Source organism: Acetobacter fabarum (assembly GCF_029069195.1).
Taxonomy (GTDB): domain Bacteria; phylum Pseudomonadota; class Alphaproteobacteria; order Acetobacterales; family Acetobacteraceae; genus Acetobacter; species Acetobacter fabarum_A.
Genome location: NZ_JARDYK010000001.1, coordinates 610,954 through 635,949, shown reverse-complemented (window position 1 = coordinate 635,949; position 24,996 = coordinate 610,954). Strand labels below are relative to the sequence as shown.

Below are 24,996 nucleotides of genomic sequence, written 5' to 3'. Positions count from 1 at the left end.
AGGCGATGATTCGGCTTTGTTTTTTGTATATGACTATTCCCTGCTACAAGCCTGACCTGCAGCCCGGACATGCTTTTTCATTGCCCGTGGGCACGACACTGCTTTATCTTGGCTAGAATACCCTTGAGCAAGCCAGACCAAAAAGAGTATCCACGGTCCCGCTGAGACAAGATATCCGCATCAGAATAAACGAACACCGGTAGTCTGGGCCAGGGCACAGATGCCGCTGAATTTTTCGCGCAGCACATGCGCCTTTAATGACCGCTCGGGAGCAAAAATGACAATCGGAGTGGACGATGACGAAAGCGCCTTTTCCCGACTGGAAGACAATAAAGGGCTTGCGGAATCGTGGGTGCGTATCTGTGGCCGCCTGAAAGGAGAAGTCGGGGAGGTCGAATACCGCACCTGGCTAACCCAGATTGCCCTTGGACCGATTGATGGCGATGAGATTACGCTTCTGCTGCCTACCCGCTTTTTGCGCGACTGGGTCCGCAGCCAGTACGGTGACCGGCTGAACGAACTCTGGCATAACGAAATTCCCTCCCTTCGGCGGGTTGAACTGCAGGTCGCGCGTGCTGGTGACCCTGCGCCCCTACCCGTCGCTGAAGTTGCGCCATCACCGGTCAGTGCGCCCCTTCCCGCGGAAGAGAGCAGCCCGGCAGGTCGTCCTGTTGCCGAAGTACGTAGTGACCTTGTGACCGCACTGGACAGCCGGTTTACGTTTGGCACGTTCATCGTGGGCAAACCCAACGAATTTGCCTATGCCTGTGCGCGCAGGGTGGCGGAAAAACCCTCCAGCGTCGGTTTTAACCCGCTGTTTCTGTACGGTGGCGTTGGTTTGGGCAAAACGCACCTCATGCATGCCATTGGTGCGGAGCTGGTTAAAAGTGGCAATGTCTCGGTGGCGTACATGTCCGCCGAAAAGTTTATGTACCGCTTTATTGCGGCCATCCGCTCCCAGTCCACGATCGAGTTCAAGGAGCAGCTTCGTTCCGTGGATGTGCTGATGATCGACGATCTCCAGTTCCTGATCGGCAAGGACAATACGCAGGAAGAATTCTTCCATACCTTTAATGCACTGGTTGACGCGGGGCGGCAGATTGTGGTTTCGGCCGACAAGTCCCCCTCGGACCTGTCGGGGCTGGAAGACAGGCTTCGCACCCGTCTGGGCTGTGGCATGGTGGCAGACATTCACGCCACAACATTTGAACTGCGCATTTCCATTCTGGAAGCCAAGGCAGCCGCGTCTGGCGTAGTGGTTCCGGCAAAGGTGCTGGAGTTTCTTGCACACAAAATTACATCCAACGTGCGCGAACTTGAAGGCGCACTGAACCGACTGATCGCCCATGCCAACCTGTTTGGTCGTCCGGTCACTCTCGAAGCCACACAAGATGTGCTGCACGATATTCTCAAAGCCCACGACCGGCGCGTGACCATTGAGGAAATCCAGAAAAAAGTAGCTGAACACTGGAACATTCGCCTGACGGATATGTCCTCCGCCCGCCGTGCGCGTAACGTGGCGCGCCCGCGGCAGGTCGCCATGTATCTGGCCAAACAGCTGACCAGCCGCTCACTGCCCGAAATCGGCCGCAAATTTGGTAATCGTGACCACACCACTGTCATGCATGCGGTTAATCGCGTAACGGAACTGATGGAGCGTGACGCAGCTTTTGCGGAAGATGTGGAACTGATGCGCCGCATGCTGGAAAGCTAGAACCAGCGGCTTCAAAAAGATTGACGGATAAACACGGCCTGTTAGTTTTAGAATGGATAAGACGGGTTCCATCTCCGCTCAGGAGTGCAGAACTTGCTGTGCAGGAAAGAGGGATACATGAAGTTTTCGGCAGAGCGCGCAACGCTCCTTAGAGCGTTGGCTCATATCCAGAGCGTGGCGGAAAAACGGAATACCATTCCCATTCTCGCCAACGTGCTCATGCAGGCCACAAACGGGCAGTTGTGTCTGAAAGCTACCGACATGGAAATCGAGGTGGTTGAGACCGTACCAGCCACCATCACGCGGGAAGGGGCCACTACAGCTCCCGCATCCGTGCTTTACGAAATCGTGCGCAAGCTCCCCGATGGCGTTGAAGTTGAGCTTGACCAGACAGACAGTGACGGCCAGCTGCATCTGCGTGCAGGCCGCTACGCCACCCACCTGAATGTCCTGAGCGTTGACGACTTTCCGTCCATGGGGGCAGGGGACTTCCCGCACAGGTTCCAGTTGAATGATGCAGTCCTGCGTTCGCTGATCGACCGCACCCGCTTTGCCATTTCCACGGAAGAAACACGCTATTACCTGAACGGCATTTACCTGCATGCCGCAGACATTGACGGCAAGCCTCTGCTCCGTGCCGTTGCCACGGATGGCCACCGTCTGGCGCGGGTGGAGGCTGAAATGCCCGCAGGTGCCGCAGGTATGCCCGGTGTGATCATTCCGCGTAAAACTGTTGCAGAACTGCGCAAGCTGATTGATGAAGCGCCAGAAGACATTGCTGTTGCCCTTTCTGAAACCAGAATTCAGTTCACGGTTGGGCCGATCACCCTGACCTCCAAGCTAATAGACGGCACTTTCCCCGAATATGAACGTGTTATCCCACGCAATAATACGCGTATTCTACGGGTAGGTAAAAAAGACTTTTCCGATGCGGTAGCGCGTGTGGCCGCCATTAGCCAGGAACGCTCCCGCCCGGTCAAACTGATGCTGGAACCCGGCCTGCTTACCCTCTCCGCCAGCAGCGCAGAGCAGGGAACAGCCAAGGAAGAGCTGGACGATAACCGGATTTCCTATGACGCGGAAGCACTGGAAATCGGTTTTCAGGCCCGTTACCTGAACGATATTACCGATCAGGTGGAAAAAGAAGTAGAGTTCTGCTTTGCCGATAGCGCATCCCCCACCATTGTTCGGGATGTGGATAGCCCGTCTGCTTTGTATGTTCTGATGCCGATGCGCGTGTGACAAGCGCCATACCGCACCAGCACACAGCACCCACCTTGTTTACCGGCAAGGTGGGGCAGACCTCCGCACGGTTGCAACTGGCCAGATTGACCCTCTGCCGCTTTCGTAACTACGACCAGTTCAGCCTTCGGCCTCAGGCTCCCATTGTTGTACTGACAGGGGAGAACGGCAGCGGGAAAACCAACCTGCTTGAAGCGGCCTCACTCCTGGCACCCGGCCGCGGCCTGCGCGGTGCATCTCTGGGCCTGCTTGGCCGGAATGGAAGCGCCCATTGGGGTATTTCCTCCCAAATTCTGGTTGATGGCGATCCCATGGAACTTGGTACGGGGCTTCAGCCCGGAACCGATGCTCCACGCCGCATCTTTCTGCTCAATGGTAAACCTCTTCGCAACCAGAATGCATGGGAAAACCCTCTGGCTGCCGTGTGGCTCACTCCGCAGATGGACCGTCTGTTCAGCGAAAGCGCATCCGGGCGACGGCGCTTTCTGGATCGGCTTGTCATGGCCGCTTATCCCCACCATGCGCGCGAACTGGCGGCGTATGATCGTGCCATGAGCCAGCGAAACCGCCTGTTGCAAACCCGCGCCAATGAACCCGTCTGGTTGTCCGGGCTGGAGGCCGCAATGGCGCGGCATGGAGTATCGGTCACAGCTGCACGGAACGAAACCGTGCGTCAGATCAACCTCTATGCCCAGCAGGATATGGATGCGTTTCCCGCAGTGCAGATCAAGCTGCTCTGCACAATAGCGGACAGACTTGAAAAGCATCCAGCCTTGCATGTGGAAGACTGGCTTAGGGAACAACTGGCCACTTCGCGCAGACTGGACCGCGAAAAAGGGCGCTCCAGCCTTGGTGTGCACAAAAGCGACTTCGCGCTTACCGATCTTAAAAAACAGCTCCCTGCAGCGCTGGCCAGCACCGGTCAGCAGAAATCTCTGCTCATCGGGCTTATTCTGGCTCATACCCGTCTGGTCAGGGACCACAGGGGGGCTGCCCCGCTATTGCTGCTTGATGAACCTTTGGTCCATCTGGACGAACAACGCCGGTTATCCTTACAAAAAATTCTGCAAAATTTTCAAAGTACTGTGCTCATAACCGGCACGGATCGTGCGCCGTTTACGCCATTGCAGGGACATGCTGAGTTTGCAACACTCAGGCAGGGTGCTTTTTTGTCGATCTGCTGACAAAAGGAGCCTTCGGGCGCTGGTCGCAATGCCGTGGGCGGAGTATAAGACCACAATGGCTTCCATCCTTTTTTTGCGGAGTGCAGCATTCTTATGACAGACCTCTCTCAGCCTACGCCATCTGCTGGTAACGAAGAGTATGATGCCGCGTCTATCTCTGTGCTGAAGGGGCTTGATGCTGTCCGCAAACGGCCCGGAATGTACATCGGTGATACTGATGACGGTTCTGGCCTGCATCACATGGCATTCGAGATCATTGATAACGCGGTGGACGAGGCGCAAGCCGGATTTGCATCGCGCTGTGTTCTCACCCTGAACGCAGACGGCAGCGTGACTGTCCGGGATAACGGGCGCGGCATCCCAACTGACATGCACCACGAGGAAGGCATAAGCGCAGCCGAAGTGGTGTTGACCCGCCTGCATGCGGGCGGCAAGTTCAACCAGAATTCCTACAAGGTTTCTGGCGGGCTGCATGGCGTGGGTGCTGCTGTTGTGAACGCACTTTCAGAATGGATGGAAGTACGCATCTGGCGCAATGGGCATGAACATTGCATCCGCTTCCATGATGGCGAGCGGGATGCCCCGCTTGAAGTTGTTGGCCCATCGGCTGAGGCAACCGGCACGCAGGTCACCTTCAAGCCCAGCTTGCAGACTTTCCCCAGGATCGAGTTCGATTTTACCATTCTCGAACGCAGGCTCCGTGAACTGGCTTTTTTGAACTCCGGCCTGGAGATCGTCCTGCGGGACGCCCGTGTTACACCCATACGGGAAGAAAAATTCTACTATGAAGGCGGGCTGGAAGCCTTTGTAAACTGGCTTGACCGTTCACGCACATCCCTGATCACTCCGCCTGTTACCGGTAGTCTGGAAAACCCGGACAACGGGATCAAGGTTGAATTTGCCCTGAGCTGGAATGATAGTTTCCACGAAACCATGCTCTGCTTCACCAACAATATTCCGCAAAGGGATGGTGGGGCGCATCTGGCAGGCTTCCGTCAGGCCCTGACCCGCGTTGTTGGCAAATACGCCGAAAGCATTGCCAAAAAAGATGCGCAGTCTCTTCAGGGCGAAGATATGCGTGAAGGCCTGACCGCCGTTCTGTCGGTTAAAGTGCCGGACCCAAAATTTTCGTCCCAGACAAAAGACAAGCTTGTTTCCTCCGAAGTGCAGCCTGTGGTCCACGCGGCTGCGGCTGACATTATTGCCCACTGGTTTGAAACTCACCCCAAGGAAGCCAAAATTGTCGTTTCCAAAGTGCTCGATGCGGCATCTGCACGTGAGGCCGCGCGCAAGGCACGCGAACTGACGCGGCGCAAAGGCATTCTGGACGTTTCATCCCTTCCGGGTAAACTGGCAGACTGTCAGGCGCGTGATCCTGCCAAAGCTGAACTGTTTATTGTGGAAGGGGATTCCGCAGGAGGCACTGCAAAACAGGGCAGAGACAGGCGATTCCAGGCGATTCTGCCACTCAAAGGTAAAATCCTGAACGTCGAGCGCGCCCGCTTTGACCGCATGCTTGGCTCGGCTGAAATTGGAACACTGATTACCGCTCTGGGCACGGGCATTGGCCGTGGAGAAGTGGATCAAGGTGGTTTTTCCATAGAAAAACTCCGCTACCACCGCATTGTCATCATGACCGATGCTGACGTGGATGGCTCCCACATCCGTACACTGCTGCTGACCTTCTTCTTCCGCCAGATGCCTGAACTGATCGAGCGCGGTTACCTCTACATTGCCCAGCCCCCTCTATACCGGGCCAAACGCGGGAATGAGGAAACCTATCTGAAGGATGACGCAGCACTGGAGCAATATCTGCTGGATAAAGCGCTCAGCAATGCAAGCTTTGTCTATGCTGATGGTCGCACGGTCAGCAATACGGACCTGGAGGCCGATCTGCCGTTTATCCGGCAGGCCTGTCAGGCTATCTCTCGCATTTCCACGCGCATTCCTGCATGGATTGTCGAACAGGTTGCTCTTGCTGGTGCACTCAGCACTGACCTTGAGCAGCTACAGCAGCGCATGCCCGTGCTCCAGCAGCGGCTGGATGCGGCGTCTCCCTCCACCGAGCGGGGCTGGAAAGCCGTCGCCAGCGTGGATGGCGTGGAACTTGCGAGGAATGTACGCGGCGTTGGCGAAGTTTACCGCATAGACCCCGCCACTCTGGCTGGGGCAGATGCACGCTGGCTGACATCCCAACTGGCACGGTTGCAGAAAGATTTTTCAACAGGCGTTGTGCTGAAGTTTGAAGCCACGGAACACCGCCTGAACGGGCCATCTGATCTGTTTACGCGCCTGCTTGCACAGGGTCGCCGCGGCCTTGCCATTAACCGCTTTAAAGGTCTTGGCGAAATGAACGATGCACAGCTTTGGGAAACCACTCTGGACCCCGCCATGCGCACCCTTTTGCAGGTACGTGTTGGGGATGTGGAAGAAGCTGGAGATGTGTTTACAACCCTGATGGGCGATGTGGTTGAACCACGGCGTGACTTTATTGTGGGCAATGCTCTTAAGGTTGCCAATCTGGACGTGTAAGGAATCTCGTTTTCTTAAAAAAAAGACGCCATGGATTACATGCCATGGCGTCTTTTTTTATGCGTCATCCCTGAGCCCGTCACAGCCCCTTGATCAGGCTATCTATAGACCGGAACTGTTCAAGCAAGGCGGGCAACTGGCTGATAGGCAACATATTTGGCCCATCACTTGGCGCTTTGTCCGGATCTTCATGTGTTTCTATGAACAGTGCAGCAACACCTATGGCCAATGCTGCGCGGGAGAGAATGGGCGCAAACTCACGCTGCCCACCACTTGAACTTCCCATTCCCCCTGGCTGCTGCACGGAGTGCGTTGCATCAAACACCACAGGAAAACCGGTTTGGGCCATAACAGGCAGACCTCTCATGTCATTCACCAGTGTATTATAGCCAAAGCTGGTCCCGCGCTCGCATAGCAGCACACGCTGATTACCGGTTGAGGCAACCTTGGCGGCAACATGCTGCATGTCCCATGGGGCAAGAAACTGCCCTTTTTTTACATTGACTGCCGCACCTGTTTTGCCTGCGGCCAGAAGCAGATCAGTCTGGCGGCACAGAAAAGCAGGGATTTGCAGCACATCCACCGCTTCTGCTACCGGAGCGCATTGCTCTACCGTATGCACATCAGTCAGAACCGGCAGAGCGTACGTCTGGCGAATATCGGCCAGAATAGCCAGCCCATCCTTCAGCCCAACCCCGCGCGTACTGGAAAGGCTGGTACGGTTGGCCTTGTCAAAAGAACTTTTATAAATCAGTCCTACGCCAGCAGCCTGACATATCTCTTTAAGGGCAGCGGCTGTTTCCATGGCGTGAACCGCTGATTCAATCTGGCATGGCCCTGCGATCAGCACAAAAGGCAAATTATTCCCAAGACTCAGCCCACCAATTTCAACAGGCGCGCCAATGGCCGGGATCATGCCTGTTTTGCCTTGGCTGCAGCAGCCCCGACAAACCCGGCAAACAGGGGATGTGGCGCAAAAGGGCGTGATTTAAGTTCGGGATGATACTGCACGGCAACAAACCAGGGATGATCGGTATATTCAACCACTTCTGGTAGAATACCGTCTGGTGACAGGCCAGAAAAACGGAGACCCGCTTTTTCAAGCTGATCCTTGTAATGAATATTCACCTCATAGCGGTGGCGATGGCGTTCGCGAATGGTGGTGGTTCCGTAAGCTTCCGCAACACGGGAGCCGGACACCAGAGTAGCAGGGTAGGCCCCCAGCCGCATGGTGCCTCCCAGCTCTCCACCTTCGCTGCGGCGCAAACGCTCATTTCCACGTGCCCACTCGGTCATCAGGCCGACCAGCGGCTCTTCTGTTCTACCGAATTCAGTGGAGGAGGCATCGTTCAAACCGGCAAGGTTGCGGGCACATTCAATAACTGCCATCTGCATGCCAAAGCAGATGCCTAGGAACGGAATACCTTTTTCACGCGCATAGCGAATGGCTTCAATCTTACCCTGAGAACCACGCTCACCAAAACCACCGGGCACCAGAATGGCATCTGCACCATTCAGTTTTTCTTCCAGCGTGGCCGGATTTTTTTCAAACTGCTCAGAATCAATCCAGTCGAGTGTCACTTTAACACGGTGGGCAATCCCCCCATGCAGCAGGGCTTCGTTCAGGGATTTGTAGCTATCGAGCAGGGCCGTGTATTTCCCCACCACCGCCACGCGCACTTCCCCCGCAGGGTGACGAAGGGCGTCCACAATATTCTGCCAGTTGGAAAGATCGGGTTCTTCAGCATATGGCAGACCAAAGTAACGCAGAACTTCCGTATCCATCCCTTCCGCATGGTAGGAGAGGGGGCAGGCGTAAATCGTATCCACGTCCCGCGCAGCAATAACTGCTTCGGGGCGAACGTTACAGAAATTTGCAATCTTGCGTCGTTCAGTCGGGGGGATCGGACGGTCACAGCGACAGAGCAGAATTTGTGGCTGAAGACCTACATTCTGCAATTCCTTAACCGAATGCTGGGTCGGCTTTGTTTTAAGCTCCCCGGCTGAAGGAATCCACGGCAGTAGCGTCAGATGGACCACCATGGTCTGGTCCATGCCCAGATCATTACGCAACTGGCGAATGGCCTCAAGGAATGGCAGGCTTTCAATATCCCCTACGGTTCCACCGATTTCGACCAGAACAAAGTCCAGATCATCCGTATTGGCAACCACCACGTCCTTAATGGCATCTGTAATATGGGGGATAACCTGCACGGTGGCCCCCAGATAATCCCCCCGCCGCTCACGCACGATTACGTCGGAGTAAATGCGCCCTGTTGTCGCATTATCCTCCTTAGTAGCGTTAACGCCTGTAAAACGCTCATAGTGCCCGAGATCCAGGTCCGTTTCCGCTCCGTCATCGGTTACAAACACCTCACCATGCTGGTAAGGGCTCATGGTGCCGGGGTCCACGTTCAGGTAGGGGTCCAGCTTGCGCAGGCGGACCTTGTAGCCACGCGCCTGCAAAAGCGCTGCGAGAGCGGCTGAAGCAATGCCCTTGCCAAGAGAGGACACCACACCACCAGTAATAAAGACAAAGCGTGTCATGAGCAGAATTCCTACACGGACTGGAGCGGGTGGAGAAGAATAAACAAACACAATCCGCCGCATGCACTGCTGCATGCGGGGGACAGAAATTCATGGCCTTCTCTGCAAACCAACCGGATATCAGAGAAGGATGTCAGCATTTTTCAGGGCTTGGTCGCCGTGGGAGGAGCCTGAGTCTGGACAGCAGACGGAGCCGTGGTTGCCACGGGAGCGGTTTCAGCCGGAGGCTGGGCCAGAATGTCGTGTCCGGCACCGGTTACGCCACCTTTGTAGAGCATGGCAAGCAGGAGGGAGAGCAGCATGAACAGCCCTGCCAGAACGGCGGTTGTGCGGGTCAGCAGGTTGGCTGTCCCGCGGCCGGACATAAAGGCGCCCATACCCTGACTGTTACCAATACCAAGGCCGCCACCTTCGCTACGCTGAATCAGCACAACGCCAATCAGAGCAATAGTGACACAGAAATGCAGGATCAGCAGGGCTGTCGTCATGTCGGGTTCCAGATCAAAGCAGCAATGTCAGGCAGCGGATGCTGCGTTGACAATAGAAAGAAATACATCCGCCTTAAGGCTCGCGCCACCAACCAGTGCGCCCGCAACCTCGGGAATGGAAAGAACGGAAACAGCATTCCCAGCGTTTACGGACCCTCCATACAGGATTTTGATAGTTTTTCCAGCCTCACCAAACTGCCGGACCAATTCCGCGCGCAGGAAAGACATGGTCTGCGCTATCTGGTCGGTGGTCGCGGCAAGCCCCGTTCCTATGGCCCATATGGGTTCGTACGCCACAATACCGCCAAAACCATCAGGAAGCGAGCCCTTGATCTGCCAGCCAAGCACATCTTCGTACTCACTGCTTTCGCGCTGGTCTTCCGTCTCGCCAATGCAGACAATCGGGGTCAGACCTGCCTTGGTGGCGGCGACAGCTTTTTCACGCACGGTTTCATCAAGCTCACCGTGTTCCTGCCGCCGCTCTGAGTGACCAAGAATCACGTAGCTCACGCCAAGATCGGCCAGCATGGTGGGGGAAATGTCGCCTGTATGCGCCCCGGCGGCATCCTTATGGCAATCCTGCGCGCCAAGGCCGATAGGAGAGGCATCCAGCGCTGGCTGCACAAGGGCCAGTTGCGTAAAAGGAGGGCAGACAACCACATCCGGCGCAGTGGTGGGCATGCCGCTCACCAGTTCCCGCACCAGCGCCTGCGCGTCCTGGCGCGTACCATTCATTTTCCAGTTGCCGACAATAATCTGCCTGCTCATACCCATCCTCCAGTTCCTGTGCTGCCACGCGCTGCATGTGCGTCTGCCATGGCACTGTTGCCAACAGGCTAAACCATACACGCCCCCCCAGACGCAAGAGAGGGACAATACCTTATTGCTGCCCCACAACGGTTATGTCTGGTCAAGCGGCACACCTCCGCTTATGGTGCCGCCCCAAGATGTGCTGCAATCAGCATAAACCATTTATGATGAGCTGTGGATCCATAGGGTCATGATTTCCTACCTGCGCCGAGTACTTGTTGAATCGTGGCTGGGCCGCGTTATTGCCATTGTTATTTTTCTGGCCTTTGTCGGCTGGGGTATTGGCGACGTTATTGGCTTCATGAGCGAAGAAACCGATGTGGTGGCCCGGGTTGGCCAGCACCGCATACCCACGCGCGATCTGGCCATGGCCCTGCGCTCTGAAATGCCAGCAATTACCCAGCAGATGGGGGTCAAGGATCCTTCTGCCCTATCTCCCATCATGCAGAAGCAGATTGCACGCCAGATTTTGCAGCGCCTGATTGCTCAGGCCGAACTGCTTGAAGCCGCTCGCCAGCTTAAAATCATTGTACCGGATTCCGCCGTGAGGGAGGAAGTGTTTGCCCTTCCTTACTTCAAAGGGCCTACAGGCCAGTTCGACCGTGCCGTGTTCAACCAGCGCCTGAGTGCGCAGGGACTCAGCGAACAGCAGGTGCTGGACATAATCCGCGATGATCTGACCGTACGTACCCTGCTGCAACCGATAGCTCAGGGGAGCAGCGTTTCCAACACCCTGCTCAGCACCTTGGTCAATTACGGCGCGATCACACGTATGGTGGACCTCATCAGTATTCCCGTTGCCGCGCGCCCAGTTCCACCCGCGCCAGATAATGCAACATTGCAGCGTTATTATACGAACCATCTGTGGCTGTTCGGCACCCCGGAACTACGGCATGCACGCATTGTGGTCCTGTCCCCCCAAACCGTGGCGGATACGATTACAATGGACGACACGCAGATCAAGCGCGCATATGATGCGATGAGCAGCCATTACAATGTGCCTGAAACCCGTGATATTCAGCTCATAACCGCCACATCCGAAGCTGACGCCCAGAAAATTGCTGATGCATGGAAGCTCAAAGGCAACTGGCAGGCCGGGCAGAGTGCTGTCAAAGGTGCGGCATCGGTGGAAATGCCTGGCGCTCGCCCCGCCACCATTCCTTCTGACGTGCTCAGGCAGGCTCTGTTTCAAGCTCCACAGGGGCAGATTATGGGGCCGGTCAAAACCGAAATGGGCTGGTCTGTTTTCCGGGTGAGCAAAATCCTGCCCGCACATAATACCCCCCTTGCCGCTGCCCGACCGGAAATTTTGCAACAATACAGGGCTGCTGCCGCCCCTTCCGTTGTGACCGAACGCCGTCGGCAGTTACAGGACGCCATTGCGGGCAAAGGACTGGACGCCATTCCGGACACAATTGGCGCTGCCGCCATTTCCGGCTCGCTGGATGCACAGGGCAATACGGCTGAAAAACAACCGGCCCCGATTCCAGCCTCCGGCAAATTGCGCGATGCCATTGTGCACCAGATATTCGCCCAGAAAGTCGGCGCTCCCCCCAATCTGATCGAAGGGCCGGACAATAGCTGGTTTGCGGTTGAGGTTGATTCCGTAGTGCCCGCCACCCCCCGCTCATTTGAGCAGGCCAAGGCTGACGTGCTGGCCGCATGGCAGGCAGAGACCCGCCATCACACGGCAGACCAGCAGGCGACATCCCTGTTTCTGACTGCCCGTCAGAAAGGAAGCATTGTAGGCCAGAGCACCTCCGGAATTCAAATTACCCGTGACATTCCATTTTCCTTGGCAAGCCCCGACAAGGCCCTGCCGCACGAAATTGCCAGCTACATCCCCCGCATGAAGGCAGGGCAGGCGATTATGGCCGAAAATGAGGATACTTTTTTTGTCGCCGTGGTAACCAGAGTTTTTGTGCCCAATCCTCCGGCTTCGACCGATGTCCTGCAAAAACTGAAAAACAATATGACCCAGGCATACGGTGATGATCTGGCGGCCAGCTACGTACAGGACCTTAACAAGCGACTTCCCCCGCACATTAACAACGCCGCCATTCAGGCAGCCTTATCTGCTGCCGGGTTTGGAGGACCAGTCCAGTGAATCCGGGCATGAAGGCACATACTGCAGCCTCTCCCAGCAAACAGGACTGTATTGCTGCATGGGAAGAGGGCAGGGGCTCCATTATTTACTCTGTAGAACCTGCAGATCTACTAACCCCGGTTTCCGCCTATCTGCGGCTAGCACATCTGGAAGGCGGCACAGGGCAATATACCTTGCTGCTGGAAAGCGTGGAGGGTGGCACTACCCGCGGCCGTTACTCCGTTATCGCCCTCCGGCCCGATCTGGTATGGACCTGTCATAACGGCAGGGTCAGCACCAGCACATGTCACAACGGCCAGCCCACAAAAGCCGTACCAGATGAAGATACCGCGCCACTGGCCAGCCTGCGCGCCCTGATCCATGCTGCCCGCATGGACCTTCCACCCGAGCTTCCCCCCATGATTGGTGGCCTGTTCGGGTATCTGGGGTACGACATGGTGCGCCAGATGGAACACCTGCCTGATGCGCCACCAGACGACCTGAATCTGCCAGAATCCATTCTGATGCGTCCGGGTCTTTTTGCTGTTTTTGATACGGTCACGGACGAGCTTATTCTGGCGACCCCAGTCCGGCCCAACGCTGCGGACACGGCGCCAGAAGCATGGGATCGTGCGCAAGCGTTGCTCCAGCGCGCCAGGGACTGCCTGAGCGGGGCACTCCCTCCGGCAAACATTCCCGCAGATGTCCCGGCCTTTGCCGAACCCACTTCCACGTTCACACGTCAGGATTTCTACGCCGCCATCACCCGTATTCAGGACTACATTACTGCGGGAGATGCGTTTCAGGTTGTGCCAAGCCAACGTTTTTCAACTGCTTTTGCACTCCCCTCCCTCTCTCTCTACCGTGCGCTCAGGCGTATCAATCCAGCTCCTTTTCTGTTTCATCTGGATTTTGGTGCCTTTTCTCTGGTCGGGTCATCCCCCGAAATTCTTGTACGGCTCAGGGATGGCAAAATGACCGTCCGGCCTCTGGCGGGAACACGCCCACGTGGGAAAACCGTAGCGGAGGACCTGGCACTGGAGCAGGACCTTCTGGCCGACCAGAAGGAAATCGCCGAGCACCTGATGCTGATTGATCTGGGCCGGAATGATGTCGGGCGCGTTTGCTCTCCCGGTTCCGTGAAAGTTACAGAACGGTTCGTCATTGAGCGGTTCAGTCATGTCATGCATATTTCCTCCAATGTGGAGGGCATACTCAAGCCTGATCTGGAAGCGCTGGATGCCTTGGTCGCGGCTTTTCCCGCCGGGACTCTGACCGGCGCTCCCAAAATCCGCGCCATGGAGATTATTGATGAGGTCGAACGCACCCGCCGCGCCACCTATGCAGGCTGCATAGGCTATTTTGGTGCGGGAGGAGATATGGACACCTGCATTGGCCTGCGCATGGCTGTTGTCAAAGACGGTGCCATGCATGTGCAGGCAGGCTGTGGCGTGGTGGCAGACAGTGTGCCGGAATCAGAATATGAGGAAACCCAGCATAAAGCCCGCGCCGTGTTCCGCGCAGCGGAGGAAGCCTTGATAATGGCCCGGACAGGTCGCGGGTAAGCCGTGCCTTTCCGACACGTCATTTGACCCGTGCGCACGAAAAGGTCATCATTCCGCCATGATCCTACTGATCGACAATTATGACAGCTTTACCTTTAATCTGGTTCACTATCTGGGCGAACTGGGCGAGGAGTGCGATGTCCGCCGGAACGATACGCTCAGCGTGGCAGAGGCTATGGCCCTTGCCCCGGACGCCATTGTCCTGTCCCCTGGCCCCTGCTCTCCGAACGAGGCCGGCATCTGCTGCGACCTGATCGCCGCAGCAGCAGGCAAGGTGCCCGTTTTGGGCGTCTGTCTTGGCCACCAGTCCATCGGGCAGGTGTTTGGCGCACAGGTAGTGCGCTCTCCAACCCCCATGCATGGCAAGATCAGCCCCGTTTTCCACAATGGGAGCGATGTTTTTGAGGGGCTTCCCAGCCCGTTCAATGCTACCCGTTACCATAGCCTGACCCTTGAGCCTTCCAGCATCCCCGATGATCTGGACGTTACGGCATGGACCGCCGATGGCGTGATCATGGGAGTGCGGCACAAGCGGCACCCCATCTCGGGCGTGCAGTTCCATCCCGAGAGCATTGCATCGGAATATGGGCATGATCTGCTCCGCAATTTTCTGACCCACGCGCGGGCATGGACTACGGACCGGCTCCATGCCTGAGCACGCCGCTACGACTGGCAGTACAGACGACCCTGCTTTTTTTTCCGGGGTTCTGCATACTCTTGCACTCAGCAAAAGTCTGAGCGCCGCACAGGCGGAAGCCGCGTTTGGCAGCATCATGGATGGCAATGTTCCACCCGAACGGATTGCCGCCTTTTTAATGGCATTGCGCGTACGCGGGGAAACGCAGGATGAACTGCTTGGCGCCGTAACCGCTCTGCGGCAGCGGATGTACCCTGTTCCCAACGCCCCCCTCAATACGATTGATGTCTGCGGCACGGGGGGAGACAATTACGGTACGCTGAATGTTTCCACCGCTGTAGCCTTCGTGCTGGCAGCCCTTGGGGTGCCAGTGGCCAAGCATGGGAACAGAGCCATTTCCTCCCTTACCGGAGCCTCAGACGTGCTGGCGGCCCTGTGCGTACCATTATCTTCCAGCGCAGAGGTGCTTGCCGAACAGCTTGCGCGCCACCATGTGGTGTTTATGGCTGCGCCGCATCATCACCCCGCCATGCGCCATGCGGCGGGAGCCAGAAAAGTGCTGGCCCTGCCCACGTTGTTCAATCTGGTTGGCCCCATGGTTAATCCTGCCGGTGTCAGGCGCCAGCTTATGGGAGTTTTTTCCACCCAGTGGCTCCGCCCCGTTACGGAAGTGCTTGCCCGTCTGGGGTCGGAATGCGTGTGGACGGTCTGTGGCCAACCCCATGACGGGCAGGGCGGCATAGACGAAATAACTCTGGCAGGCCCTACGCAGGCGGTAGCGCTCGAAAACGGTCAGATCCAGTCTCACCTGATCGAGCCTGACATGGCAGGTCTGCCCTATGCCCCGGTATCCGCCATTAAAGGGGGCGACGCCCAGCATAATGCGCAGGCGCTGGAAGCACTCCTGCGTGGCGCACATGGGGCATACCGTGATACTGTTCTGTTGAATGCAGCATTTGCGCTGCATGTTGCTGGTCAACAGACTGTCTTGCATAATGGCCGGATTGACCCGGCCCGCCTCAGGAACAGTGTGGCGACCGCCGCACACTCACTCGACAACGGCACTGCCCTTGCAGTGCTTAATGGTTTGCGTGCATCACGTTCGGATGCACACGCCGGAGACATGACAGGACAATCATGAACGATACATCCTCCACGTCCACTGTAGCTTCCGCTGCCGTCACACCAGACTGCAAAGTAGATGAACTGCCAGATGTTCTAGCCCGCATCTGTGCGCGGACACGGCTGGAAGTGGAACATCGCTCCACACTACAGCCCCTGAAGGAAGTTGTAGCCAAAGCGCAGGAAACCAAAGAAGCGCCACGGGGCTTCGGTCGCGCGCTCAAGGAAAAAGCCGCCGACCGCGCCGTGGGTCTGATTGCCGAGATCAAAAAGGCATCTCCCTCTGCCGGTATCTTGCAGGAAGAATATGACCCTGCGCGGATCGCCCTTGCTTACGAGCAGGCTGGAGCGGCCTGTATTTCTGTACTAACGGAAAGCTCATGCTTCCACGGTGCAAACGAGGACCTGGCAACCGCCCGGGCCGCCTGCGCGCTCCCCGTCCTGCGCAAGGACTTCATTCTCGACCCATGGCAGGTTTACGAAAGCCGGATGATCGGTGCTGACTGCATTTTACTGATCATGTCCATTCTGACAGACGAAATGGCGCTGGAACTGGTTGATCACGCCAAAGGTCTGGACATGGACGTTCTGGTGGAAGTGCATGATGAGGACGAACTGAACCGGGCTCTGGCGCTGGACACGTTTTTGATCGGCATTAACAACCGTAACCTCAAAACCCTGACGACAGACATCAACACCACCAGCCTGCTTGCTCCGCTGGTGCCACCTGACCGGATTATCATCTCCGAAAGCGGGATTAAAACACACGAGGAAATCGCGCAGCTTGCCGCCATTGGTGTTACGGGCTTTCTGGTGGGGGAGACCCTGCTCCGTCAGCCTGATCCCGGAGCTGCCGTACGCGTATTGCTCGGACAGAAGTAACCGTGCGCGAACAGCCTCTGACCCATCTGGATTCATCCGGACATGCCCGGATGGTGGACGTATCCGACAAGAACGAGACATTCCGCAAGGCCATTGCCGCTGCAGAGGTGCATATGCAGCGCCACACGCTGGATCTGATTGTCTCGGGTTCCATGCCCAAGGGGGATGTGCTGGCGACGGCCCGGATTGCGGGAATTATGGCGGCAAAAAAAACGGCTGATATCATTCCCCTGTGCCACCCGCTGCGCCTGACATCTGTCACGCTTGATCTTGTCGCCACAGATGACAAAATCGAGATCACCGCTTCTGTTACAACAAAAGACGCAACCGGAGTGGAAATGGAGGCGTTGACTGCGGTATCTGTCGCGGCTCTCACACTCTATGACATGTGCAAAGCCGTTGACCGTGGCATGCGCATCGACAATATCCGACTACGGCATAAAAGCGGTGGCAGGTCAGGAGAATATAACGCCAAATAACCAAGGTGCCCTGATCAGACAGCATTTTTTATGCAAAAAACACGATAAAATGCTCGAACCGCCCAGCCCCTGGCCGCCAAAACATTACGTTTGAGACGCATTTACCTATGTATCGTAGAGGGTCCATACATGGAAACAACATCTGAGCAGATCGGCGCAGTCGGTGGCAATGGCCCATCACTGACCCGGGAACAGTTTCTAACAGCTTATCATGACATGCTGCTGATCCGCCGATTTGAAGAAAAAGCCGGGCAGCTTTACGGCATGGGACTGATCGGGGGGTTCTGCCACCTTTACATCGGGCAGGAAGCGGTTGTGGTCGGCATACAGATGTGCCTGAAGGATGGGGACAAGCTCATCACCTCCTACCGCGACCATGGGCAGATGCTTGTTGCAGGCATGAGCCCGCGGGGCGTTATGGCTGAACTGACAGGCCGCGCTACAGGCTACTCGCATGGCAAAGGCGGTTCCATGCACATGTTCTCCCGCGAGAAGAATTTTTATGGCGGACATGGTATCGTGGGTGCGCAGGTAGCACTTGGCATCGGTCTGGCCTTTGCCAACAAATATCGTGGCACGGATGAAGTGTCTGTTGCCTATTTTGGAGATGGCGCTGCCGGACAGGGGCAGGTTTACGAAAGCTTCAATCTGGCGGCCCTGCACAAACTGCCCTGTATTTTTATCATCGAGAACAACAAATACGGCATGGGCACCGCAATCGAACGGGCCTCGGCCTCTCACAATCTGTATAAAAATGGCGAGCCATGGGGCATTCCCGGCCTGCAGGTGGACGGTATGGATGTTGCGGCCGTGCATGCTGCTGCGGCTCAGGCCGTGGCACACTGCCGCGCAGGCAAAGGCCCTTACATTCTGGAGATGATGACCTACCGGTACCGCGGTCACTCCATGTCCGACCCGGCCAAGTACCGCACGCGCGAGGAAGTCGATCAGGTGCGCAAAACGCGCGACCCGATTGAACACGTCAAACATATCCTTCTGGACGCCGGGGTTGAGGACGCCACGCTCAAAGCCATGGAAGCCGAAATTAAAGCCGTCGTGAACGACTCAGCCGAATTCGCGCAGACCAGCCCGGAACCTGATCCTTCTGAACTTTATACGGACGTTGTGCTGGAGGCCTGAGCAGATTATGGCAACTAAAATTTTAATGCCCGCCCTTTCCCCCACCATGACAGAAGGCAAGATTGCCCGCTGGCTGAAGAAAGAAGGGGATACCATTACCGCTGGTGACGTACTGGCCGAGATCGAAACCGACAAGGCCACAATGGAGATTGAAGCCATTGAAGATGGTCTTCTTGGTCGTGTGCTGATCGGCGAAGGGGTCGAAGGGGTTGCCGTCAACACCCCCATAGCCATTGTAGTTGAAGATGGTGAGGCCGTGCCCGACACCGATGCCGTGAGCGATGCCCCTGCCACCAGCGCGCCAGCACCCGCAGCCAGCACGGCTCCGCCCGCAACCACGCCTGCCATGCCACTGAGCACAAGCGAGCCTGAGCAGGACTGGGGGGAAACGCGAGACATTACCGTACGTGAAGCCCTGCGCGACGCCATGGCGGCAGAACTGCGCCGTGATGAAGACGTCTTCCTGCTTGGTGAGGAAGTGGCCGAATACCAGGGGGCTTACAAAATCTCGCAAGGTCTGCTGCAGGAATTTGGCGACAAGCGCGTGCTGGACATGCCCATTACCGAACATGGTTTTACCGGCATGGCCGTGGGGGCGGCCCTGACAGGACTTAAGCCTGTTGTCGAGTTCATGACCATGAACTTCGCCATGCAGGCCATTGACCACATTATCAACTCCGCTGCCAAAACGCTGTATATGTCCGGCGGGCAGATGGGCTGTCCTATTGTATTCCGTGGTCCTAATGGTGCTGCTGCACGCGTGGGTGCCCAGCATTCACAGTGTTATGCAAGCTGGTACGGCCATGTGCCGGGGCTCAAGGTTGTTGCCCCCTGGTCTGCGGCAGACGCCAAAGGCCTTTTGCGCGCAGCTATCCGCGATCCCAACCCGGTGATCGTGCTGGAAAACGAAATTCTTTACGGACAGAAGTTCCCTTGCCCGATTGATGAAAACTTCATTCTGCCCATTGGCAAGGCAAAGATCGAACGTGCGGGGACTGATGTCACCATCGTTGCCTTCTCCATTGCAGTAGGTACGGCGCTGGATGCGGCAGCCGAACTTGCCAGACAGGGGATTGAAGCCGAAGTGATCAACCTGCGCAGCATTCGTCCGCTGGATACGGCCACAATTGTCAACAGTGTTAAAAAGACCAGCCGACTTGTTACGGTGGAAGAAGGCTGGCCGTTTGCTGGCATTGGATCCGAAGTGAGCATGCAGGTTATCGAACATGCCTTTGACTGGCTGGATGCACCACCCGTACGTGTAGCGGGCGAAGATGTGCCCATGCCATTTGCCGCCAATCTGGAAAAACTGGCCCTGCCACAGTCTGAGCACGTCGTTAAAGCCGTGCGCAGCCTGATCTGAGGTGATGAAAGATGGCAATTGAAATTCTGATGCCCGCCCTCTCTCCCACCATGACAGAGGGCAAGATTGCCCGCTGGCTGAAAAAAGAGGGAGATACGGTCAGCAATGGCGATGTTCTGGCCGAGATCGAAACCGACAAGGCCACAATGGAGATTGAAGCCATTGAAGATGGTATTTTTGGCCGCATCCTTGTTCCCGAAGGGACCGAGGGCGTTGCAGTCAATACTCCCATCGCCATTATGGTGGAGGAAGGGGAGGCCATACCAGCATCTGCCGCACCATCTTCCACCAGCGCGGCCACGGCCCCCACGCAGGCAGGTGCTGTTACCCCGCCCAGTGTAACTACAAATGCACCGGTTCCTCCAGCAGCCGTATCGCAGGCAGTGCACCCGGTTAACCGCATTGTTGCCTCCCCGCTGGCACGCCGTATTGCCGCGGTAAAAAATGTGGATCTGTCCACCGTCAAGGGAACAGGGCCTAACGGGCGCATTGTCAAACGCGATGTGGAATCTGCCACTACACAGCCCGCAGCCACGCCCAAACCCGGTACGCAGGCAGGGACGCCACTCCCCACGGGAGCAAGCCGTACGGTGCCACACTCCACCATGCGCAAGGTAATTGCCCGCCGGTTGAGTGAATCCAAGGCGACCATTCCGCACTTTTATGTTTCCATGGATGTGGAACTGGATGCACTTATGGCATTACGCTCACAGCTCAATGCCCTGTCCCACGATGAAGGGCAGGATGCGTTCAAGCTGTCGGTGAATGACATGCTGATCAAGGCCGCAGCTCTCGCTCTCAAGCAGGTGCCCGAAGTCAACGCCTCCTTTACGGAAGACGCCATGATCTTGCATGAAGATGCAAATATTTCGGTAGCGGTTTCCCTTGATGATGGGCTGATCACCCCCATTGTGCGGGCAGCTGACCGCAAAAGCCTGAAGCAGATCAGTCAGGAGGCCAAATCTCTGGTCTCCCGCGCCAGAGCAGGCAAGCTGAAGCCGGAAGAGTTTCAGGGCGGCACGTTCTCCATTTCCAATATGGGGATGTTTGGCGTCAAGGAATTTGCAGCTATTGTTAATCCCCCTCAGGCCGCCATTCTGGCCATTGCCGCAGGTAAAAGGCAGCCCGTTGTGAGTGGTGATGAGATTAAAATTGCTACAGTCATGACTGTAACGCTCTCTGTCGATCACCGTGCGGTGGATGGGGCCATGGCAGCCAGATGGCTCTCGGCCTTCCGTAACATTGTGCAGGCACCTCTGGCTCTTGTTCTGTAACGCGGCCTTTTGCGGGAGAAATTTGGCATCATGAGCCAGACAGATTTTGATGTGATCATCATTGGTGGCGGGCCGGGCGGGTATGTTGCCGCCCTGCGCGCCGCCCAGCTTAAACTTTCCGTAGCGGTGGTCGAAGCCCGGCATCTTGGTGGCATCTGCCTTAACTGGGGGTGCATTCCCACCAAAGCGCTGCTTCGGGCATCGGAAATCAATCACCTGCTGCACGATCTGCCTGCCTATGGGTTTAAGGCTGATGGCGTAAGCTTTGATTTTAAAAAAATTGTTGCCCGCTCGCGGGCTGTGTCCAAGCAGTTGTCCGCAGGCGTTGCGCATCTGCTTAAAAAAAACAAGGTTCCGGTTTTTGATGGCCACGGCCAGTTGGACGGCACATTAGCCAACGGACGCCGCAAAGTACTCGTCAGCAAGGATGGGGCAGCCCCTACTACGCTCACCGCCCAGCACGTTATTCTGGCGACGGGCGCGCGCGCACGGGTGCTGCCGGGGCTGGAGCCGGATGGTCAATTCATCTGGTCCTACAAGGAAGCCCTTGTGCCAGAAACCATGCCCAAAAGCCTTGTGGTTATTGGCTCTGGCGCTATCGGCACCGAGTTTGCATCCTTCTACCGCAACATGGGTGCGGACGTGACCTTGGTTGAAGTTGCCGAGCGCATTTTGCCGGTGGAAGATGTGGAAATAAGCCAGCTTGCACGCAAAGCTTTTGAAAAGCAGGGCATGCGCGTACTGACAGGCGCCAAAATTGGCACGTTGCAGAAAACGGCAACCGGGGTCAGCATTCCTGTTACCGTCAATGGCAAAACCGATACACTGCTTGCTGAACGGGTAATTTCTGCCGTTGGCATTGTTGGTAATGTAGAAAAAATCGGGCTGGAAGGGACTAAAATCCAGATCGACCGGACACATGTGGTCACAGACGCGCTTTGCCGTACCGGTGAACCTGGTGTGTATGCCATTGGCGATCTGGCCGGGGCACCATGGCTTGCCCACAAGGCCAGCCATGAAGCCGTGATGTGTGTAGAAGCCATTGCAGGCAGAAAAGTTCACCCCATTGACCCGACAAAAATACCCGGCTGCACTTACTGCCGCCCACAGATTGCCTCGGTTGGCTACACGGAAGCAAAAGCTCTGGAGGCAGGCTACAAGGTACGTGTAGGCAGATTCCCCCTTCTGGCCAACGGCAAAGCCCTTGCAATGGGTGAGCCCGATGGGCTGATCAAAACGGTTTTTGATGCCCAGACAGGCGAACTTCTTGGCGCACACATGATTGGCGCGGAAGTGACTGAAATGATTCAGGGGTACGTTATTGCCCGCACAGGGGAATTAACGGAAGCAGAGTTGGTGGAAACCATTTTCCCGCATCCGACCATTTCTGAATCCATGCATGAGGCTGTTCTTGCGGCCTATGATGGCGCTTTGCACTTTTAGCCTCTGTTTTCAAAAGGGTAGGGCATCAATCTCGCGGGTTTGATGCCCCATTCCCGGTGATCGCCTCTCCAACGCCTTGACGTGCATGCAGGGGCATTCCAGTTCTATCTGCACTCTTTGGGTATAAATGGGCGAAGTCATGTCTACTCGTGTCGAGATTGATCATCGAAAAAGCGGGACAAGCCGGTTACGGCACCCCGAAAAAGCCCATCGGCCGGACAACCCCATTGCCCGCAAGCCGGAGTGGATACGCGTTAAAGCCCCCAACAACCCGACTTACCACGAAACACGCACCCTCATGCGTGACAACAAGCTGGTCACAGTGTGTGAGGAAGCCGCATGCCCCAACATTGGGGAGTGCTGGTCACAGCGCCACGCCACCATGATGATCATGGGGGAAATCTGCACCCGGGCCTGTGCATTCTGCAATGTCAGCACTGGTTTGCCCAATCCACTGGATGAGGGCGAGCCAGAACGTGTGGCCGAAGCTGTGGCCAAACTGGGGCTGCGCCATGTGGTTATTACCTCTGTGGACCGGGATGATCTGGCCGATGGTGGCGCGCGGCATTTTGCGCGTGTCATTGCCGCCATACGCGCAACGTCCCCCGACACGACCATTGAAATCCTGACGCCAGATTTTTTACGTAAAGACAAGGCTCTGGAAGTGGTTGTTGAAGCACGCCCGGACGTGTTCAACCATAATCTGGAAACCGTGCCACGCCTTTATCCCACCATCCGGCCCGGTGCACGGTATTACCAGTCCATGCGCCTTCTGGACCGGGTCAAGCAACTTGACCCTTCCATTTTTACCAAATCCGGGCTGATGCTGGGCTTGGGAGAAGAAAAAATGGAACTCGCTCAGGTCATGGATGATCTGCGTATCGCTGATGTGGATTTTATAACCATGGGGCAGTATTTGCAGCCCACGGTCAAACACGCTGCCGTAGCACGCTTTGTAACACCAGAAGAATTCGAGGAATACGGCACCATGGCGCGCGTAAAAGGGTTTTTGCAGATCAGTTCCAGCCCCCTTACGCGCTCTTCCTACCATGCCGACACAGATTTTGCGCAACTGCGCGAAGCACGCAACATGCGCCTGAAGGAGATTCTGTAATGCCTAAACACGCAGAGACGCGTGTTCTGCCCTATCGCCCAGACCAGATTTTTGATCTGGTTGCGGACGTTACACATTATCCGGCTTTTCTACCCTGGTGTGTCTCCGCACGCCTGCGCAGCCGCACCGAAACAGAACTTGTTGCCGACCTGACCATAGGCTTTGGCCCGTTCAGGGAGAGCTTTACCTCCCGCGTTACACTGGACCGCCCCTCCACCATTACCGTACGCTACGAGCGTGGCCCGTTCCGCTACCTGCGCAATGTGTGGAAGTTCACGCCCCACGGGAGTGGTTGTCAGGTCGATTTCTTTGTCGATTTTGAATTCAACTCCCGTATTCTGCAAGCAGCTATTGGTGTGGTCTTTACCGAGGCAACCCGTCTTATGGTCTCCGCTTTTATCAAGCGCGCCAAAGAAGTTTATGGCCCCCCCAGCCTGCAAGCTGGTGCCACAGCAACGTCCGCCGCTCTTTCTGGGCAGAAAACAACCTGACCTCCGCCTCCATTGTGCAGAACCCGGAATCTGAACACAGGGGATTACCACATGCCCAGACTGTTTTATCTGCTTCTGCTTGGAGGAATGTTCACACCTGTCGCTCAGACCATGGCAGACACCGCGCCACCACAGGCAGAGCGCACAGGCTCCAAAAACCTGATATCCGGCGATGCCAAGACCAAGACTACGAATACATTAAACGCCCACAGTCTGGCGCATAGACAATGTTCCCAGCCGACCATATCCGCCACACCCCCGGCATTGCAGGGTGGCACCATAGCCAAAGGCACTGGCGTTCTGGCCCCCGATTTACAGGCAACGTCCGTTTATAACCCGGCAGACAGGCAGCAATCCGTTTACAGATGAGCCAACCGGGCAGACACAAGCGCTAAGGCATGTAACACAGCCTGTTCACGCACCTGTGCCCGGTCCCCGGCAAATATCTGCTGGTCTGTACAGGTTGCATCTCCACGCAGCGCGGTAGCAAACCAGACCAGACCAACCGGCTTGCCTGCACCCCCCCCTCCTGGCCCTGCAATGCCGGAAATAGACACAGCAACACCAGCGCCCTGGCAGGCACCAAGCGCCCCTTCGGCCATCTGTTCAACCGTTTGCGCACTTACCGCACCGTGTGCAGCCAATGTGCTTGCCTGCACGCCCAGCACCGCCTGCTTCATGCCGTTGGAGTAGGTCACAAACCCGCCTTCGGTCACATCTGACGACCCGGCGAAATGCGTTAGCGCCCCTGCAACCAGCCCACCTGTGCAACTTTCGGCTGTAACAATCCGGAGACCTGCTACGCGCAACAGAGTCAGAACACGCGCAGCCTCGGCTAAAACTGCGGGACCATACACATCTGCCTGTTCACGCATGTTCAACC

22 protein-coding genes are annotated in these 24,996 nt (G+C 56.5%); 17 read left to right on the top strand and 5 right to left on the bottom strand.

Features of this window, described 5'->3' with window-relative positions:
- Positions 1-277 precede the first annotated feature (277 nt).
- The 4 genes from dnaA (at position 278) to gyrB (ending at position 6,672) form a co-directional block, all read left to right on the top strand.
- Positions 278-1,714, top strand: a complete 1,437-nt coding sequence (dnaA, locus tag PY793_RS02965; protein WP_275176695.1) for a chromosomal replication initiator protein DnaA — start codon at positions 278-280, stop codon at positions 1,712-1,714.
- Positions 1,715-1,831: 117 nt separating this feature from the next.
- Positions 1,832-2,956: a DNA polymerase III subunit beta gene (dnaN, locus tag PY793_RS02960; RefSeq protein WP_275176605.1), complete on the top strand. Its 1,125-nt coding sequence runs from the start codon at positions 1,832-1,834 to the stop codon at positions 2,954-2,956.
- Between the two features lie 50 nt (positions 2,957-3,006).
- The gene (gene recF / locus PY793_RS02955) at positions 3,007-4,140 is read left to right on the top strand and encodes a DNA replication/repair protein RecF (RefSeq protein WP_275176694.1); all 1,134 of its coding nucleotides are present in this window, start codon (positions 3,007-3,009) and stop codon (positions 4,138-4,140) included.
- A gap of 93 nt (positions 4,141-4,233) precedes the next feature.
- Positions 4,234-6,672, top strand: coding sequence for a DNA topoisomerase (ATP-hydrolyzing) subunit B (gene gyrB / locus PY793_RS02950; RefSeq protein ID WP_275176604.1), 2,439 nt, complete (start codon positions 4,234-4,236; stop codon positions 6,670-6,672).
- 79 nt (positions 6,673-6,751) lie between these two features.
- Here gyrB and kdsA read toward each other — a convergent pair whose 3' ends face one another.
- From kdsA to tpiA, 4 genes are all read right to left on the bottom strand, one after another.
- Positions 6,752-7,588 carry a 3-deoxy-8-phosphooctulonate synthase gene (gene kdsA / locus PY793_RS02945; RefSeq protein ID WP_275176603.1) on the bottom strand — a complete coding sequence of 279 codons (837 nt, stop codon included), beginning with the start codon at positions 7,586-7,588 and terminating at the stop codon, positions 6,752-6,754.
- A complete protein-coding gene (locus PY793_RS02940; protein WP_275176602.1) occupies positions 7,585-9,219 on the bottom strand; it encodes a CTP synthase in 1,635 nt (544 codons plus the stop codon). Before PY793_RS02940 ends, kdsA begins: the two co-directional genes overlap by 4 nt.
- A gap of 143 nt (positions 9,220-9,362) precedes the next feature.
- On the bottom strand, positions 9,363-9,707 hold the full coding sequence (gene secG, locus PY793_RS02935; protein WP_275176601.1) for a preprotein translocase subunit SecG: 345 nt from the start codon (positions 9,705-9,707) through the stop codon (positions 9,363-9,365).
- 27 nt (positions 9,708-9,734) lie between these two features.
- Positions 9,735-10,475, bottom strand: coding sequence for a triose-phosphate isomerase (gene tpiA / locus PY793_RS02930; RefSeq protein ID WP_275176600.1), 741 nt, complete (start codon positions 10,473-10,475; stop codon positions 9,735-9,737).
- Positions 10,476-10,707: 232 nt separating this feature from the next.
- Here tpiA and PY793_RS02925 point away from each other — a divergent pair, with 232 nt between their 5' ends.
- The 13 genes from PY793_RS02925 (at position 10,708) to PY793_RS02865 (ending at position 24,482) form a co-directional block, all read left to right on the top strand.
- Positions 10,708-12,624 carry a peptidylprolyl isomerase gene (locus tag PY793_RS02925; protein ID WP_275176599.1) on the top strand — a complete coding sequence of 639 codons (1,917 nt, stop codon included), beginning with the start codon at positions 10,708-10,710 and terminating at the stop codon, positions 12,622-12,624.
- An 8-nt stretch (positions 12,625-12,632) separates the two neighbouring features.
- A complete protein-coding gene (gene trpE, locus PY793_RS02920) occupies positions 12,633-14,168 on the top strand; it encodes an anthranilate synthase component I (protein WP_275176598.1) in 1,536 nt (511 codons plus the stop codon).
- 58 nt (positions 14,169-14,226) lie between these two features.
- A complete protein-coding gene (locus PY793_RS02915) occupies positions 14,227-14,823 on the top strand; it encodes an anthranilate synthase component II (RefSeq protein WP_275176597.1) in 597 nt (198 codons plus the stop codon).
- On the top strand, positions 14,816-15,946 hold the full coding sequence (gene trpD, locus PY793_RS02910) for an anthranilate phosphoribosyltransferase (protein ID WP_275176596.1): 1,131 nt from the start codon (positions 14,816-14,818) through the stop codon (positions 15,944-15,946). Before PY793_RS02915 ends, trpD begins: the two co-directional genes overlap by 8 nt.
- Positions 15,943-16,809 carry an indole-3-glycerol phosphate synthase TrpC gene (trpC, locus tag PY793_RS02905; RefSeq protein ID WP_275176595.1) on the top strand — a complete coding sequence of 289 codons (867 nt, stop codon included), beginning with the start codon at positions 15,943-15,945 and terminating at the stop codon, positions 16,807-16,809. Before trpD ends, trpC begins: the two co-directional genes overlap by 4 nt.
- Before the next feature lie 2 nt (positions 16,810-16,811).
- The gene (gene moaC, locus PY793_RS02900) at positions 16,812-17,288 is read left to right on the top strand and encodes a cyclic pyranopterin monophosphate synthase MoaC (protein ID WP_275176594.1); all 477 of its coding nucleotides are present in this window, start codon (positions 16,812-16,814) and stop codon (positions 17,286-17,288) included.
- Between the two features lie 129 nt (positions 17,289-17,417).
- Positions 17,418-18,428, top strand: a complete 1,011-nt coding sequence (gene pdhA, locus PY793_RS02895) for a pyruvate dehydrogenase (acetyl-transferring) E1 component subunit alpha (protein ID WP_275176593.1) — start codon at positions 17,418-17,420, stop codon at positions 18,426-18,428.
- Positions 18,429-18,435: 7 nt separating this feature from the next.
- Positions 18,436-19,791: a pyruvate dehydrogenase complex E1 component subunit beta gene (locus PY793_RS02890; protein ID WP_275176592.1), complete on the top strand. Its 1,356-nt coding sequence runs from the start codon at positions 18,436-18,438 to the stop codon at positions 19,789-19,791.
- Positions 19,792-19,802: 11 nt separating this feature from the next.
- Positions 19,803-21,065, top strand: coding sequence for a pyruvate dehydrogenase complex dihydrolipoamide acetyltransferase (locus tag PY793_RS02885; RefSeq protein ID WP_275176591.1), 1,263 nt, complete (start codon positions 19,803-19,805; stop codon positions 21,063-21,065).
- A 30-nt stretch (positions 21,066-21,095) separates the two neighbouring features.
- Positions 21,096-22,508, top strand: a complete 1,413-nt coding sequence (gene lpdA, locus PY793_RS02880; protein WP_275176590.1) for a dihydrolipoyl dehydrogenase — start codon at positions 21,096-21,098, stop codon at positions 22,506-22,508.
- A 139-nt stretch (positions 22,509-22,647) separates the two neighbouring features.
- Positions 22,648-23,622, top strand: coding sequence for a lipoyl synthase (gene lipA, locus PY793_RS02875; protein ID WP_275176589.1), 975 nt, complete (start codon positions 22,648-22,650; stop codon positions 23,620-23,622).
- A complete protein-coding gene (locus PY793_RS02870) occupies positions 23,622-24,113 on the top strand; it encodes a type II toxin-antitoxin system RatA family toxin (protein WP_275176588.1) in 492 nt (163 codons plus the stop codon). Before lipA ends, PY793_RS02870 begins: the two co-directional genes overlap by 1 nt.
- A 51-nt stretch (positions 24,114-24,164) precedes the next feature.
- Positions 24,165-24,482 (top strand): hypothetical protein, encoded by a 318-nt coding sequence (locus tag PY793_RS02865; RefSeq protein ID WP_275176587.1) that lies wholly within the window; start codon positions 24,165-24,167, stop codon positions 24,480-24,482.
- Here the strand turns inward: PY793_RS02865 and PY793_RS02860 are convergent.
- Complete coding sequence (locus PY793_RS02860) at positions 24,473-24,988, bottom strand: CinA family protein (protein WP_275176586.1); 516 nt, start codon at positions 24,986-24,988, stop codon at positions 24,473-24,475. The two genes, PY793_RS02865 and PY793_RS02860, sit on opposite strands and share 10 nt — an antisense overlap.
- Between the last annotated feature and the right edge of the window lie 8 nt (positions 24,989-24,996).